Source organism: Cohnella baijiui, assembly GCF_020731285.1.
In the GTDB taxonomy this organism is placed as follows: Bacteria; Bacillota; Bacilli; order Paenibacillales; family Paenibacillaceae; genus Cohnella.
In genome coordinates this window covers 46,803-61,489 of record NZ_JAJFOW010000014.1, presented here as the reverse complement: position 1 = coordinate 61,489, position 14,687 = coordinate 46,803, and the positions used below count along the sequence as shown (strand labels likewise).

The window sequence follows — 14,687 nt, the reverse complement described above, 5'->3', positions numbered from 1 at the left end:
GCTTCAAGCCGGATGCGTTCGCGACTTGGCGGGTGTTGCCCTGCGCCGCTCGCCGAAGGCCAGCACGAACAGCGCGAGGCTTGCGACTTGCAGAATGGCGATCCCGAGCCAGAGGTTGCTGAAGACGACGCCTCGAACGGCGGAGCCGTAGAGCGGGTTCCAGGAAACGACGACCGTTCCGCCGAGGTCCGCCATCCGGCCGTAAATCCCGATCGCGATGCCCTGGGCGATAAAGTTGACCAGCGACAGCATCCCCATGCCGACGCCGGCTTGTTCCCGTGGCAGGGTGCGAGAGACGGCATTGGAGAGGGCGATGACGAGGAAGGACTGCCCGACCGTGCCGAGGATGAGGAACGCGGCGACAAACGGCGCCGGACTCGCGGCGAAGGTGGATAACAGCAGGGAACAAAACAGCGCCAATCCGGTGGCGAGCCGCCACAGGTATGCGTTGCCACGAAGGTCCGCGAGGCGTCCGCCCCGCCGTCCCCACCAGGCGGACGCGAGCGCCGCGGGCACGAGCGACAGGCCGATCCAGAGCGTCGGCAGCGCCTGAACCCGCGCGAGCAGCAGAGGACTCAACACGTTCAGCGAGCAGCCGGTGGCTTGCAGCAGAAAAGCGACCGCGAGGCCGAGCGTGTACTTTCGGTTGCGGAAAAGCGCCGGCGCGATGAACGGTTCCCGGGCCGTCCGGACGCGGACGGCAAAGACGGCCAGCGCCGCGAGGCCCGCCAAGCCGTACATCCAGCCGTTCGTCACGCTGAGGAGGAAGAGGGCGACGGCCGCCGCCAGCAAGCCCGCGCCGATCCCGTCGAAGCGGCCGTCTGCCCGCGTTCCTTCGTCCGCGAGGTACTTGTTGTACATCGGGAGCGTGAGCAGAACGAGGAGCGGAAGGGCGAACAGCCACCGCCAATGGAGGAAGGTGACGATCAGCGCCGACAGGACGGGACCGAGCGCGCTGCCGAGCGCCAGCCCGACGGACGTAAGGCCCAGCGCCGCTCCTCGCCGCTCCGGCGGGAAGTAGCGGACCGGGATGAGCATGGCGATGGCAGGGATGACGGCGGCGCCCGCCGCTTGGAGGCAGCGTCCGGCGAGCGCGAGCGCGAACGTGTGCGACGACAGCCCGACAAGCGAGCCGGCGGTGCACAGCAGCAGTCCGAACGCGACGAGCTTCCGGAGCGGATAGCGGTCCGCCAGCTTGCCGTAGGTGACGGAGCCGATCGCATAGATCAGGATGTAGGCGGACGACAACCAACTGACCTGGCCGAGCGAAAGGCCGAACTCCTCGCCGATGCGGGGCAGGGCGACGTTGAACATGATGCCGCTAATCATGGAGACGACGAGGGTGAAAAGCAGAATGCGCATGAGCCGGTCGCCCGTCGGGATTTCCTTTGCAGATGAACGAGACATGGAGATTGCCTTCTTTCGATTTAGAATGACCGTCAGTACTTACTGACAAATAGGGAACAAAAAAAACTAGGGTGTCAAAGCCCTAGCGAAAAGCCGTACGCTTTCCTGCATGAACGGTTCGAGGCGGATGCCCGGATAATGGTTCCCGGCTTCCAGGTCGTTGATGAACGCGCCGAAGTGCGACATCATGAAGGTGAAGGCCGCAAGCTTGGGATCCGTGCGGATCATCTTGCCCCGCTCGCCCATTTCGACGAAGTAGTTCGTCAGAAATTCCAGCAGCTGCAGCGGGTGCTGGTGCGTACGCTCTTTGTAGCCGGGCAGGATGACTTCGTCTTTCTGGCTGATCTGCACCACCTTGCGGTTGCGGTTCATGGTCTCGTGGTACGTCCGGCAAACGGTGAGCAGGTCCGCTTCCAGCTCCCAGACCAGTCTCTCGCCGAACAGCTTCTTCATCTCCGGGCCGTAGTGGAAGCGGTCGAAGGCGGCTTCGAGGAGCTTTTGCTTGGCGCCGAAATGGCGGAACAGCGTCTTCTCGCTGACGCCGGCGGCTTCGGCGATTTGTTGGGTGGTGACGCCGTTGTAGCCTCTTTCGGAAATGAGATCGATCGCAGCGAAGAGCAGTCGGTCACTGGTTCCCAAATGGCTCTGATCCATCGCAAGGCTCCTTGTCGTTGGCGAATCAGGGTGTCAGTACTTACTGACAATATCATAAGGCGATTCCGATCCCCTGTCAAGGGGAGGAATGGCCCTAGGGGCGCACCGTTTTAGCCCAACAGCTTCATCAGGCGATCGATTTCTTGCAGCCAGTAGCCTTCGGGAACGTGGATATCCTGCAGCATCAGGCCGGTGACGACGGAAAAGTAGAGGAATAGGAGCCGTTCGGGATCGCCGGGACCGAACTCGCCTGCCTGCTGGCCGCGGACGAGGATGGGGACCAGGCCGCCGAGCGTATCTTTGGCGGAATAGCGTTCGAGCAGCTGCTTGACGCGGTCCGGGACTTCCTCCGACGTCTGCGCCTGCCGAAGAAGCAGGAAGTATTTCTTGTGGCTCTCGTCCAGCATGTTCGCCGTGAAGGCCCGAATCTGCTCGGTTGGCGTCCCGGGCAGATCCGGCAGCCGGTCGATCGACGCTTGCGCGGCTTCCAGCGCTTCCTCGACGAGCAGCGTAAAGATTTCTTCCTTGGATTTGAAGTAGCGATAGGAGAGGCCTTGGCTGATGCCGGCTTCGGCGGCGATCAGGCTCATTTTGGTGCCGCCGATGCCTTGCTCGGAGAAGACTTTGAGGGCGGCGCATTTGATTTGCTCTCTGCGCGCATCGAGAGGCTGATCGGCGATCGGTTGTCGGGTAGAAGTCAATTTCGATTCACGCTCCATACGAATGAGATAAACAGCTGCGGTTCCGGTCACATCGCGCTGTTGCGGGTCTGCGCTTCGCTAACTTCCCACAGCTGCCGGGCGGCATTGGCATCGCGGGCTTGCGGTGCGGGCGTACGCTCCTGCATATCCGCATAATAAGCGCCGCTAATGCCGCCGACGTCAGCGGATTCCGCGAGCCAGACGAGCGTCTCGGCTCCCTTCTCCGGCGTGCGGGAAAATCGGCGCATGACGGCCATGGTCATCCGGGCAAGCAGCCCGTTGTCTTGATTGAAGTTCGTGGCGACGAGGCCGGGATCGAAGCTGTAGGCCGAAACGCCGGTTCCTTCCAGACGCTTCGCAAGCTCGGCCGTAAACAGAATGTTGGCCAGCTTGGTTTCCCCGTAGCGGAAGTTGGCTCCGCCAAGCAGGGCCTGGGGGAAGCTGTAAAGGCGCTGCGCGGTCGGGTCTTCGAAGCGGATGCCCTTCCGAGCCATTTTGTGGCCGTGGGAGGCGGTCGTGATGATACGCGCCTGGCCGCTTTCCTTCAGTCGATCCAGCAGCAGCGTCGTCAGCAGATAGGGGCCGAGATGGTTGACGGCCCAGGTCATTTCCTGGCCGTCGTCCGTCAGCTTGCGCTGGACGTACATGGCGCCGGCATTGTTGACCAGGACGTCGATGCGGGGCCATCTGGCCCAAATATCCGCCGCCGCGTGTCGGATGGACGATTGGGAGGACATATCGGCGAGAAAAAGGTCTACGGCGATCTGCTGCCCGGCGGCGGCTTCCCGAATCTGGGCGATCGCGTCCTGGGCCTTAACCGGGTTGCGCGCGACGATGCCGATGTGCGCTTCGCGGGCGGCCAGTGCTTTGGCAGCCGCCAACCCGATGCCGCTGGTCGCTCCTGTAATCAGCACCCATTTTCCTTGTACAGTCCACGTTTGTTCTTTTACCATTCGCTCTTTCATTGTCTTTTCCCCCCTCGTTTTATGAATGAACCGTTCATTCATTTTGATCATAAGACTAGAGGGAGTTTCTGTCAACCGCTATTTTCGGAAAAAGCCGCCCTTCGTTAAACGCCTCCTTCCGAGGCGCGCCGAAGACCGTTGTCCGGTTCTCCGTTCGGTTGCGGCCGCCCGGAGGATGCGCTATGCTGAAATCCAAAGCGATCGAGACGGGACCGACCCGGACCCGAAACGAATTACGAGCGGAGCGCTGGACATGTCATCTTTGGTGGATTCGCTGTCTTCCATAACGGAAGACGATTTGAAGCAATGGCTCGACCGGTTCCGATCCCTCGGGCCGCTGCCGGGCATCTTTCTGACTTTTCTCAAGTCGTTCGTGCCGCCGCTGCCGACCGTCGTCATCGTGGGCGTGAACGCTGCGGTTTACGGCTTGTGGCTCGGGTTTTTGTATTCGTGGCTGGGCATGATCGCCGGCTGCCTGACGACGTTCCTACTTTTCCGCCGGCTCGGCAGGCATCCATATGCGGAACGGTGGGCGTCCAAGCCCCGCGTGAGGCGGAGCATGGTCTGGATTCAGCGCAATGCATTCAGCTACGTCTTCTTGCTCAGCCTGTTTCCCGTCGGGCCGTTCGTCGTCATCAATATCGCCGCCGCGCTGGCGCGCATGCCGCTGCGATCGTTTCTGATCGCCATCCTGTTCGGCAAAGCCGTCATGGTGCTGTCGGTGTCGTTCATCGGCTACGACCTCGCCCGGTTCGTTCGCGAGCCGGCGCAGCTCCTGTACGTGCTGCTTTTCGTCGCCGTTTCCTATGTGATCAGCAAGAAGCTGGAGACGAAGTTCACGCGTCCCGCGGAGGCGGATGAGACGGCCGATAAGCCGGTTTAGACGGCAGTCGGACGGCATTTTTCGTCCTTGGGATCGCCCCGAACGCGCGTAAGCCCGGTCCGCAGGGACCGGGCTTGTCGGTTGCACGGCCGGGCGACCGGCTGGGGCCGCACCTTGATTCGACCGGGCGAAAATCGGGTTCGTCCTCCTTAGAGGGGAAACCGGACGTGCCTTAGGATTGGCGGTTCGACGCTTGGCTGGAGGAGGGGTTCTTCTGGAACGCCTCTGCGGCTTCCTCGGCGGAGAACTCGGTATCGTTCTCGCCCGGAGCGGGAATCTGGTTCAGCTTGGTCGATTGCACTTCCGCTTTGGAAGCTTGGTCGTGGCTTTGGTTATTCTCGTGGGGCATCTTGGCACCTCCTTTGTCGATCGACAACAGGATTTATTTTCCCATGGCGGCTCGTGTTTTATACGGCGGGGCGAAACGCGATCGAGGAGGGCCTTCCGAATAGGCACCGACAATCCCGTGGGAAAGGGGGGATAAGCGATGGAAACCCGTATCTTTACGCCGGACGAGGCGAATGCGCTGCTGCCGGAGCTGAACGAGGATTTGCGCCGGCTTCAGACGCTGACGAGACAGTTCGAGGAGCGATGCCGAGAGCTGCGTTCGCAGAAGGCGAGCTGGGCCGTGCAGATGGTGGATGGAACGGCGGGCAACGCGGATCCGTTTTTCGAGGAGGAAAGCCGGCTCGATTTTTTGCGCATCGAAGCGGATCTGCTCATCTCGAATTTCGCCCGCAAGGGCGTGCTGCTCAAAATGATCGAGCCCGGTCTGATCGACTTTCCGGCGGTCGTGAACGGCGAAGACGTCCTGATCTGCTGGAGGCAGGGAGAGTCGAGCGTCAAGCACTATCACGGCTGGCACGACGGCTACCAGAGCCGCAAGCCGCTGCCCGACGTTTGAGCGTCCGGCGGATGCGTATTGCCAAGTCGCGAGGCAGGGCGTATAATACCGTTAACTTGATATCGCAAGATGAAATTCGATGAAGAGAAAGAGTACGTTATCCGACTGATCCGCAGAGAGTTGGGGCAGGTGCGAACCAACGTTCAGGCGATAACCGAACGCCATCTCCGAGAAGCAGGCTGAAGCCTAGTAGGTGCTGCCGCATGTCCAGCGTTAACGGGACCGCGTATTGTTGGATACGTTGTAGAGTGCCGCTTTTTCAAGCGGAACTAGGGTGGTAACACGGGTGCAAACTCGTCCCTTTCGGGACGGGTTTTTTTGTTTGTCATACAGAATGTACAAGTTTTCACGTCTTTCCATTTCTGTATGACCGACGATAAAAACGTAATCGCCGTCTAGGAAGGCGGCAAATCCGTTTTTACTTGTTTCACGACCAAAAGGAGGGTTTACATTGACGTATTCCATGCATTCGCAGCGCGTTCACACCTCCCCGATCGCCGACTTGTTGTCGCCGGTCGTGCGCGACATGCCGCCATCGGGCATTCGCAAGTTTTTCGATTATGCGGCGGGAAGGCAGGACGTCATCTCGCTCGGGGTCGGCGAGCCGGACTTCGTCACGCCCAAGCCGGTGCGAGACGCGGCCGTCCGCGCGCTGGAGCGGGGGAGGACTTCCTACACGCCGAACGCCGGGCTGCCGGAGCTGCGCGAGGCGATCGCGGGCTATTTGTCCGACAGCTTCGACATTTCCTACGATCCCGCGGACGAAGTGCTCGTGACCGTCGGCAGCAGCGAGGCGATCGACCTGGCGCTACGGGCCTTGGTCGTGCCGGGGGACGAGATTCTTATCCCCGTTCCTTGCTATATTTCCTATTCGCCGATCTCTTATCTGGGCGGCGGGCGGACCGTCCAGATCCCCGCGCGGGCGGAGGATGGGTTCAAGCTGACCGCCGATGCGCTCGCCGCCCGTCTGTCGCCTCGTTCCAAGGTGCTCGTGCTCTGCTATCCGAATAATCCGACGGGCGGGGTCATGACGTACGAGGACTGGCTGCCGATCGCCCGGCTCGCCGAGGAGCGCAACTTGATCGTCATCTCGGACGAGATTTACGCCGAGCTGACCTACGGCGTTCGCCATACGAGCTTCGCGGCGCTGCCGGGCATGAAGGAGCGGACGTTGGTCGTGAACGGCTTCTCCAAGGCGTTCGCCATGACCGGCTGGCGCGTCGGATATGCGTGCGGACCGCGGGAGCTGCTCGCGGCGATGCTGAAGATCCACCAGTATACGGTCATGTGCGCGCCGATCCTGGGGCAGGTCGCGGCGCTCGAGTCCTTGCAGATCGGCATGGAGGAAAAGGACCGGATGATCGCGTCTTACGACGGGAGAAGGCGGGCGTTCGTGAAGGGGCTGCGAGAGATCGGACTGCCGTGCCACGAGCCGCTGGGCGCGTTTTACGCCTTTCCCTCGATCGCGCACACCGGTCTCGACTCGGAGCGGTTCGCGCAGCGGCTGCTGGAGGAGGCGGGCGTCGTTACGGTGCCGGGGCATGTGTTCGGCGAAGGCGGGGAAGGCTTCATCCGCTGTTCCTACGCCAGCTCGCAGTCGCAGCTGGACGAAGCGCTGGAGCGGATGCGCGCCTTCCTTGGGCGGCTCTCCTGAAAGTAGCCGCAACCCGCGCGATTTGCGCCATATAGGAGACAGGGGACTGTAACGAAAGAAACTTTCGCTACAGTCCCCGCGAATCCCGGAACCGCCGCTGCAACGAAAGAAACTTTCGCTACAGCCCCACACTTCGCCTATTTCGTCATCCGTTGTGCCGCTTGCGCCATGGGGCCTGAAACGACGCCAAGAGCCGGACTGGACGGAGGCGTCCAATCCGGCTCTATAGAGGCCAGCTAGCGAGAGCGCAGGCGCAAGCGTCGAAACGGCCAACGTCGGGCGCTCAGGCAGTGATCGTTTTGGCGCGGTCGCGGACCGTCTTCCACTCCGCCAGATGGCGTTCGAGATGGGCGATGAGCGCGTCGACGCCGCTCAGGAACGGATCGGCCTGATCCGGCGGCAGCTGGGCGAGCGACTGCAAATCCTCGATCGGCAGCGAGCTCTGGTCAGGCAGCGCCGCAAGCAGCCGCGCCAGCTTGTCCTGGATCGCCAGACCAGCCGGCGTGTCCGCGACAGTTGCAGTCTCCGCCTCTCCGTTTGGCGTCTCGGCCGGCGCGTCCCTTTCCGCTATCGGCGGCTCGGCTTCGGCTGCCTTCGTCTTTTTGGCCGGCTTCGGCTCCGCCGCTTTGGCCCGTTCGGCCTTGGTCAGCTCGTAGGAAGACCAAGTCTCGATGAGCGACGGGCCGGTCTTGTAGAGCAGCTTGGACTTGATGCCGTCCGAGATGTCCTTGTCCTTGAACAGGCGGGCGATCTTTTTCACGTCGCTGACGGGCATTTCGTCCCGCGCCATGATGAGCGCGAGCGGATCGCGATACTCCATCGGAAGATCCTTGAGCGGGAGCAGCTGGTCTTCCGTCAGAAGATCCTTGCGGATCTCGGTGCCGCCGACGATGAGCTTTTTCACGGCCGGGCCGAACTTCAGCAGCTCGCACTTGTTTCTAATATAGGACTCGGGCTTGCCCAGCTTGCCGGACAAATATTTGACCGAACTGTTGAACTTGGATTCGTGGAGCAGCTTGTGAAACGCCTCGGCTTCCTCGATCGGAGAGAAGCCCTGGCGGGTCAAGTTCTCCGCGATCTGCTCCAGGTAGATCTCGAGCTCGTCCGTCACATCCGAGACGATGCAGGGGATCGTAGGTCGGCCGAGCGTGCGGCACGCCTTGTACCGGCGGTTGCCGTAGATGATCTTGTAGCGTCCGTCTCCCGTGGGGCGGACCTTGATCGGGGATAGCAGGCCGAGCTCCTCGATGCTGTTCATCAGCTCCTGAAGCGCTTCCTCGTCGAATTGATAGCGGGGCTGGTCGGTATCTTCGTCGATCAGACTCGTTCGGATTTCCACAATGTCCATCTGCGATTCTCCTATCTCTCCATCCGGACGACGGGTATTGGCGGCATGGGAACATTTGACTAAATCTATCTGTATTATATAATAAGCGCCCGGGCGTGGGAATCTCGGCGCTCCTCTGGTATAATTGTAGCACGACAAGGGACCGCCGTCCCTTCATCCTCTTAGAAAGCGATGACGGACATGATGGAAAGCGAACGCTGCCTGCAAATCATCAAGGCGCTGTCGAACGAGACCCGCCTCAATATCATGCGCTGGCTCCGAGAGCCGGATGCGCACTTCGCCCCCGATTGCATGCCCGTGAACGCGGAGTTCGAAGGCGGCGTTTGCGTGGGCAAAATCCAGGAAAAGTCGGGTCTGACCCAGTCGGTCATCTCCGGCTATCTCTCCGCCATGCAGAAGGCCGGGCTGCTCGAATCCCGCCGTTTCGGCCAGTGGACCTATTACCGCCGCAACGCGGAGACGGTCGAGCAATGGCTGGCGCAGCTCAAGATGGACATCTAGCCGATTGCGGCTTTGCGGATATAGGAGGCTTTGCGGTTTGTCCCGGGCGGGCGATTGCAAAGTTTTTTATTTTTCCGAGCGAGGGGGTTGCAATTGATCGATCACATCTATATATTCATAAATATAGATATCTTAAAACGAGTTCCGGAGGGAATCCTGCCATGTCCATCGAAAACGTTCAGACAGCACGCACTGCACAGCCGCTCTTTCGCCCGTTCGTCAGCGACAAGCTGACTTTGACCAACCGCATCGTCATGGCGCCGATGACCCGCGGCTTCTCGCCGGGCGGCGTGCCGGGCCCGGATGTCGCCGCCTACTACCGCCGTCGCGCGGAGAACGGCGTCGGACTCCTCATTACGGAAGGCACGGTCATTAACCATCCAGCCGCCGCGGCGGACCTCGGCGTGCCTCACTTTTACGGCGAAGCCGCGCTTGCGGGCTGGGCGAACGTCGTGAAGGAGGTGCACGAAGCGGGGGGCAAGATCATCCCGCAAATCTGGCACGTCGGTACCTCGCGCCGCCGCGAAACGTTCCCCGAATCCGACGCCGCCCCGATCGGACCGTCGGGGATCGCTCCGCCTGATACGCGTGTCTCCGAACCGCTGACGGAGGCGGAGATCGCCTACCTCGTCGGCGCCTACGCCGAAGCCGCAGCGGCGGCGAAGCGCATCGGCTTCGACGGCGTCGAGATCCACGGCGCGCACGGCTACTTGATCGACCAGTTTTTCTGGGACGTCACCAACCGGCGCGACGACCGCTACGGCGGCGACCTCGTACAGCGAACCCGGTTCGCCGTCGAGGTCGTGGAGGCCGTGAGGGCAGCCGTAGGACCCGACTTCCCGATCGTCTTCCGCTTCTCCCAGTGGAAACCGACGGACTACGCGTACAAGCTGGCGCATACGCCCGAGGAGCTCGGCCGCTTTCTTGCGCCGCTCGCGGAAGCGGGCGTCGATATTTTCCACGCCTCGACCCGCCGGTTCTGGGAGCCCGAATTCGAAGGCTCGCCGCTCAATCTCGCGGGCTGGACCAAGCAGCTGACGGGCAAGCCGACGATCACGGTCGGCTCCGTCGGACTCGACGGCGAGTTCACGAACGCGTTCGCCGGCCAGGGCGCCGGCACCGCAAGCCTCGACGGCTTGGCCGACCGGCTCTCGCGCGAGGAGTTCGATCTCGTCGCCGTCGGCCGCGCCCTGCTGCAGGATCCGGCCTGGGCGGCCAAAGTCCGCGGCGGCCGGCTTGAGGAGCTCAAGCCGTTTGCGGTAGAGGCGCTGCGCAGCCTGTCCTAAGCTAAGCGGCTCAAGGTTCGGGAGCCCCAAGCGGAGGCTTCCCGCCCTCGACTTTTAGCGCGTTTAATATCCATGCCGAGCCAACCAGTCCCGGAGCGTACCTCAACGCTTCGGGACTTTTTTCGCGTCCGGATCGAATCGCATTTCCATAATTGGGCCTCGCTAGGGGGTTGGCGTTGTGTTATTTTGGGGGTAATTCATTCGGGAGAAGAAAAAGGAGGGAGCAATGACAAATCGCATTTGGCGAATCCGTACGGGAATCCGGGATACGGCCGAGGCCGCCTATCGCGTTTGCGCGGCATGGATCGGAAAATATCCGTCCATTCAAAAGCTATTCGCGATCTACGCCTGGGTCGCGTTCGCCTTTCTCCTCTGGGGATTGATCCGATACGAAGATTCCCGCACGATGCTGGTCCAATACTTGTGGTCGTTCTATGTCCTGCTGCAATTCTGGTTCCTTTGCCGAAGCAAGACGCTGCCCTGGAAGCAGGTCTCGCTCCTGGCGCTGTCGGGCGCGCTCGTCGTCGTGCCGTTCACCGCGCTTACGCTGAACGCGATCCACGGACTGGCGGGCGGGCGAACGCGGGACGTATGGTCCATGGCCGTCGCCACGCCGATCGTCGAGGAAGCGTGGAAGCTGCTGCCGCTCGGCGCGATGCTTTTATTCGCAAGGCGGGCTACGGCGTTCAGCCTGGGCGACTATGCGATCGTCGGGGCAGCCTCGGGCGTTGGTTTTCAGCTGATGGAGGAGCTGACGAGGCGGTGGATCAATCACGGCGTCATCGCCAAAACGTACGGCTACAGCTACACGATGCTGGGCGGGGAAACGATACATTGGGATTTCTTCTCGCTGTTCCCCGGCCGGTTCGAACCGAGTTTGTTTCCGACGGTCATGACGGTCAGTCATCCGGTCCACACCGCGCTCGTCGCGCTGGGCTGCGGGATGGCCGTTCGGCTTCGGAAACGAACCAACTGCGCCTCGTTCGCCTTTCCCGCCATTCTGCTCGGGTGGGCCATCCTCGATCATGCGGCGTACAACGGTCAGGATGAGCTGCCGAAATGGTTGATGCGATTTCATGCTTGGACCGGGAGCGGGTACGAGACGCGCGGATTTTTCCTCTTGCTTTTGGCGGCCGCGTTGATTTGGGACTACGCCGCGCTGAACCGGGTGCGGGACCGGCTGCCGGCTTATCGGTTCGAGCCGGTGCTGAACCCGCTGTCCGAGTGGATCGGCATGGCCGCCGCATGGGCGGGGCGAAGAGGGAGCTTCCTCCAGGCGATGCGATTTTACCGGGAGCGCAGGGAGCTCGGCTTCGCGATGCTGTACGGCAACGCCGAAGCCGCGGGCCGCATCGAGCCGCTCAAGGCAAAGCTGGACGGGAGGCTGGCGAAGCTCGCGGCAGGCGCCGCCGCGCTCCTCTTGCTCGCAGGCGTCGGGGCGGGCTGGCTCGCGTACGTCGGCCAGGCTTCGCATGTTCTCGGCGACGGCGCCTGCTTCGCCTGCATGTTCGAGTCGCTGCAGCGCTGGTGGGATCGGCTCGGCGGCCACGAGCAGGCGGCGATCGTTCTCGGCGCCTTCGCGCTGGCGATGCTGTTCGTCGGCTTCTGGCCGGCGCTCGGCTTCGCGATGACGGTGGCGAGTACCGCCGGCAGCGGGCGCGAAATCGCGGATTACATCCGCCATCCGCGCAAGCTGCTGACGCCGGAGAACGCCATCGCGGTCGCGATCGGCATCGCGCTCAGCCGGATTCCGTTCGGCAGAGGGCTACGATGGGTGGCGGAGCGGGGGCGCGGGCGATTCGGGCACGCCATCGACAAGCTGGGGGCGAAGGTGCGACAATGGGGAGAACGGCGAGCGCCCAAGCCGCCGGCCGAACCGCCGGGCCGCGGCCCGGACAACGTCGCCACCCACGCCAAGCACAAGGAGCTGCTCCGCGTCACGGAGGCGGCGAATCCGCTCGTGGACAGCCTGCGCCAGACGGGGCGCCTCCCGCCCCACTTTGTAGACAAAACTACGGCGGCTCAGCACGGCTACAAACCGGGCAAAGCGCTGAACAATTACGTGCCGGGCGGCCAAATCGGCGGGGACGTGTTTCAAAATACGACCAAAGTGCTGCCCGAGTCCCCCGGACGCGTCTGGTACGAGGCAGACGTGGGACTCACGAACACGATGTCCCGGGCGAAGCAGCCGGGCACGCGGCTGCTGTATTCGGATGACGGCCTGATGTACGTCACCTCGGATCACTACAAGACGGTGAACTTCATCGGCCGGTACAAATAAGCGAAGGAAGGTGCATGCGGAATGGATGCCTATGAACGCGAAGAAGAAGACCGGGAGCGTCTGCCCATCGTTACGATTCCCGTCGGGGAAGCCCGCACGGCGAACGAGCTGCATGCGCTGTTGCAAAGGGAATTGGACTTTCCCGACTACTACGGAATGAATTGGGACGCGTTCTGGGACGCGGTAACGGGGCTGGTGGAGCTGCCGGAGGAGCTGGTGCTGGCGGGCTGGAGCAGGCTGAACGAGCGGCTGCCGGACGACGCCCGGCTGCTGCGCGAGCTGCTGGAACGGCGCAACGCCGATTTCCCCGCTTGGAAGACCGAGATCCGGTACGTCGATTAGCCTGCGGTCGGACGCGGCTCGCATTGCGGCTGTCGCCGGTACCGCCGAAAAGAAAGCCTGCGCGCCCCGACGGGCGCGCAGGCTTTTTCGCGCAAGCTTGGGCTTAGCTGAGATTGGCTTCGTCGATCGGGCCCAGGGCCGCAAGATCGATCTCCGGATAAGCGAGATCAAGACGCTCGAAAACGGAAACGAGGATGCGCAAGACGAGATAGTCGCGGAACCAGCGGCGATTCGCCGGGACGACGTACCACGGATTGCGCTTGGTGGCCGTCGCTTTGAACGCTTCCTCGTAGGCGTTCCAGTAGGCGTCCCAGTGCTTGCGCTCCGCCAGATCGGTCGGGTCGAACTTCCAGCGCTTGTCCGGATTTTCGAGTCGCTGTTTGATTTTTTTCAGTTGAAAGTCTTGGGAGATATGCAGGAAGATCTTCACCAGGACGACGCCGCTATCAGCAAGCAGCTTCTCGAAGCTCTGGATATGCTTCAGGCGCGAGGCGGCTTCCCGCTTGTCGATCATGCCGTGCACGCGGGTGATCAGCACGTCCTCGTAGTAGGATCGGTTGAAGGCCGCGATGTAGCCTCTGGCCGGCGTCAGCTTGTGCGCGCGCCACAAAAAGTCGTGCGCGGCCTCCTCCGCCGTCGGCTGCTTAAAGCTCTCGGCCCGGAAGCCTTGCGGATTCAAGCCGGCAAGCACTTTGCCAATGACGCCGTCCTTGCCGCTGCAGTCCATCCCCTGAAACAGGATGAGCACGCTGCGGGTTTTGCTCGCGAACAGCTTCTCCTGCGCTTCCTGCAGCCGCTCCTTCAGCTCGAGGACGGCCTCGGCGGCTTCTTCCTTGCTCTGCAACCCGGCCGTGTCGTTCGGATCGAAGTCCCGCAGCGACACGGCGCTTTTGGCGTCCAGACGATAACGATTCAGCATTGGCGCTCCCTCCCGATTAAGAAGCTTACGATACGTATTCCCCGGCTGCGGCGGCCGGCAATCAGCGATCGGCATTCGGTCATTAGGTCATTTGCGCCGCATTCTGGTAAGATGAGTCTAACATACCCGACTGCGGATAAGGAGAACGAGATGAAGTTCGGCTTTGATATCGACGATACGCTAATCAACCTACGGGAGCACGCTTTCCACCTGTACGGCAGGAGATTGGGCCGCGAGGTCGCGATCGAGCGCTTTCGCGAATGCGCGACGATCTCGATCCACGAGCTGTTCGGCTTGTCGGCCGAGGAGGGGCGCCGGATATGGCGGGAGTTGCAGAGCGAGATCTACTATACCTCCTGCCCGGCGTTTCCCGGCGCGGTCGAGGCGCTGAACGAGCTGGTGCGGCGAGGACACGAGGTGTATTACGTCACCGCGCGGACGCCGGAGCATTGCGAACGGACGCGCGACTGGCTCGTCGCGGCGGGCTTTCCGGTCGCGGACGGGCGGTTTTACTGCGGGATGGGAGACGGGGAGAAGATCCATGTCATCCGGGAGCTCGGGCTGGATTATTACTTCGACGACAAGCCGGCCGTGCTGGACACGCTGGGCGGCTTGGACCTGCACGTGTACGCGAAGGACAATGCGTACAACCGGCATCTGGATTTCCCGCGCATCGGTTCATGGGATGAATTGCTAGCTTTGTTAGAGGACGAGGCCGGGAAGGAGCGGAACGCCCGGTTGCCGGAATAGGACGAGGGACGGCCTGCCGAGCTGCGGAGAAGCCTTCCGCCCCGGCGCGATCCGCCGCGCGGCAACCGAATGAACGAAGAGGCCTTCCGGCG

Annotated in this window: 15 protein-coding genes and 1 other annotated feature; of the genes, 8 read left to right on the top strand and 7 right to left on the bottom strand. The window is 62.1% G+C overall.

The features are described from left to right. Window positions 1–3 precede the first annotated feature (3 nt). The 4 genes from LKX83_RS15230 to LKX83_RS15215 all read right to left on the bottom strand — a co-directional run bounded on the left by LKX83_RS15230 (window position 4) and on the right by LKX83_RS15215 (window position 3,727). On the bottom strand, window positions 4–1,407 hold the full coding sequence (locus tag LKX83_RS15230; RefSeq protein ID WP_227883136.1) for an MFS transporter: 1,404 nt from the start codon (window positions 1,405–1,407) through the stop codon (window positions 4–6). Between the two features lie 66 nt (window positions 1,408–1,473). Then, a complete protein-coding gene (locus LKX83_RS15225; protein ID WP_227883135.1) occupies window positions 1,474–2,061 on the bottom strand; it encodes a TetR/AcrR family transcriptional regulator in 588 nt (195 codons plus the stop codon). A gap of 110 nt (window positions 2,062–2,171) precedes the next feature. Continuing rightward, the gene (locus tag LKX83_RS15220; protein WP_227883134.1) at window positions 2,172–2,762 is read right to left on the bottom strand and encodes a TetR/AcrR family transcriptional regulator; all 591 of its coding nucleotides are present in this window, start codon (window positions 2,760–2,762) and stop codon (window positions 2,172–2,174) included. A 47-nt stretch (window positions 2,763–2,809) separates the two neighbouring features. After that, window positions 2,810–3,727 (bottom strand): SDR family NAD(P)-dependent oxidoreductase, encoded by a 918-nt coding sequence (locus LKX83_RS15215; protein ID WP_227883133.1) that lies wholly within the window; start codon window positions 3,725–3,727, stop codon window positions 2,810–2,812. A gap of 253 nt (window positions 3,728–3,980) precedes the next feature. On the opposite strand from LKX83_RS15215, the gene LKX83_RS15210 reads away from it, so the two are divergent. Continuing rightward, the gene (locus tag LKX83_RS15210) at window positions 3,981–4,610 is read left to right on the top strand and encodes a TVP38/TMEM64 family protein (RefSeq protein WP_227883132.1); all 630 of its coding nucleotides are present in this window, start codon (window positions 3,981–3,983) and stop codon (window positions 4,608–4,610) included. A gap of 172 nt (window positions 4,611–4,782) precedes the next feature. On the opposite strand, the gene LKX83_RS15205 is transcribed toward LKX83_RS15210, so the two are convergent. Then, window positions 4,783–4,959, bottom strand: a complete 177-nt coding sequence (locus LKX83_RS15205; RefSeq protein WP_227883131.1) for a hypothetical protein — start codon at window positions 4,957–4,959, stop codon at window positions 4,783–4,785. A 138-nt stretch (window positions 4,960–5,097) separates the two neighbouring features. Here LKX83_RS15205 and LKX83_RS15200 point away from each other — a divergent pair, with 138 nt between their 5' ends. Together LKX83_RS15200 and LKX83_RS15195 are read left to right on the top strand one after the other, a co-directional pair. Further along, the gene (locus LKX83_RS15200) at window positions 5,098–5,514 is read left to right on the top strand and encodes a DUF2203 domain-containing protein (protein ID WP_227883130.1); all 417 of its coding nucleotides are present in this window, start codon (window positions 5,098–5,100) and stop codon (window positions 5,512–5,514) included. 70 nt (window positions 5,515–5,584) lie between these two features. Next, window positions 5,585–5,819: a binding site (T-box leader), on the top strand. Between the two features lie 158 nt (window positions 5,820–5,977). Further along, the gene (locus LKX83_RS15195) at window positions 5,978–7,168 is read left to right on the top strand and encodes an aminotransferase class I/II-fold pyridoxal phosphate-dependent enzyme (RefSeq protein ID WP_255654589.1); all 1,191 of its coding nucleotides are present in this window, start codon (window positions 5,978–5,980) and stop codon (window positions 7,166–7,168) included. 283 nt (window positions 7,169–7,451) lie between these two features. Here the strand turns inward: LKX83_RS15195 and LKX83_RS15190 are convergent, their stop codons facing one another. Beyond that, the gene (locus LKX83_RS15190) at window positions 7,452–8,516 is read right to left on the bottom strand and encodes a ParB/RepB/Spo0J family partition protein (RefSeq protein ID WP_227883129.1); all 1,065 of its coding nucleotides are present in this window, start codon (window positions 8,514–8,516) and stop codon (window positions 7,452–7,454) included. A 183-nt stretch (window positions 8,517–8,699) separates the two neighbouring features. Here LKX83_RS15190 and LKX83_RS15185 point away from each other — a divergent pair, with 183 nt between their 5' ends. The 4 genes from LKX83_RS15185 (at window position 8,700) to LKX83_RS15170 (ending at window position 12,926) form a co-directional block, all read left to right on the top strand. Beyond that, window positions 8,700–9,017: an ArsR/SmtB family transcription factor gene (locus LKX83_RS15185; RefSeq protein WP_227883179.1), complete on the top strand. Its 318-nt coding sequence runs from the start codon at window positions 8,700–8,702 to the stop codon at window positions 9,015–9,017. A gap of 161 nt (window positions 9,018–9,178) precedes the next feature. Beyond that, window positions 9,179–10,303, top strand: a complete 1,125-nt coding sequence (locus tag LKX83_RS15180) for an NADH:flavin oxidoreductase (protein ID WP_227883128.1) — start codon at window positions 9,179–9,181, stop codon at window positions 10,301–10,303. Between the two features lie 226 nt (window positions 10,304–10,529). After that, window positions 10,530–12,584, top strand: a complete 2,055-nt coding sequence (locus LKX83_RS15175; protein WP_227883127.1) for a PrsW family glutamic-type intramembrane protease — start codon at window positions 10,530–10,532, stop codon at window positions 12,582–12,584. 21 nt (window positions 12,585–12,605) lie between these two features. After that, window positions 12,606–12,926 carry a barstar family protein gene (locus LKX83_RS15170; protein WP_227883126.1) on the top strand — a complete coding sequence of 107 codons (321 nt, stop codon included), beginning with the start codon at window positions 12,606–12,608 and terminating at the stop codon, window positions 12,924–12,926. A gap of 103 nt (window positions 12,927–13,029) precedes the next feature. Here the strand turns inward: LKX83_RS15170 and LKX83_RS15165 are convergent, their stop codons facing one another. After that, window positions 13,030–13,845, bottom strand: coding sequence for a PPK2 family polyphosphate kinase (locus LKX83_RS15165; RefSeq protein WP_227883125.1), 816 nt, complete (start codon window positions 13,843–13,845; stop codon window positions 13,030–13,032). Between the two features lie 150 nt (window positions 13,846–13,995). Between LKX83_RS15165 and LKX83_RS15160 the strand changes: the two genes are divergently transcribed. Next, window positions 13,996–14,595, top strand: coding sequence for a 5' nucleotidase, NT5C type (locus LKX83_RS15160; protein WP_227883124.1), 600 nt, complete (start codon window positions 13,996–13,998; stop codon window positions 14,593–14,595). Window positions 14,596–14,687 lie beyond the last annotated feature (92 nt).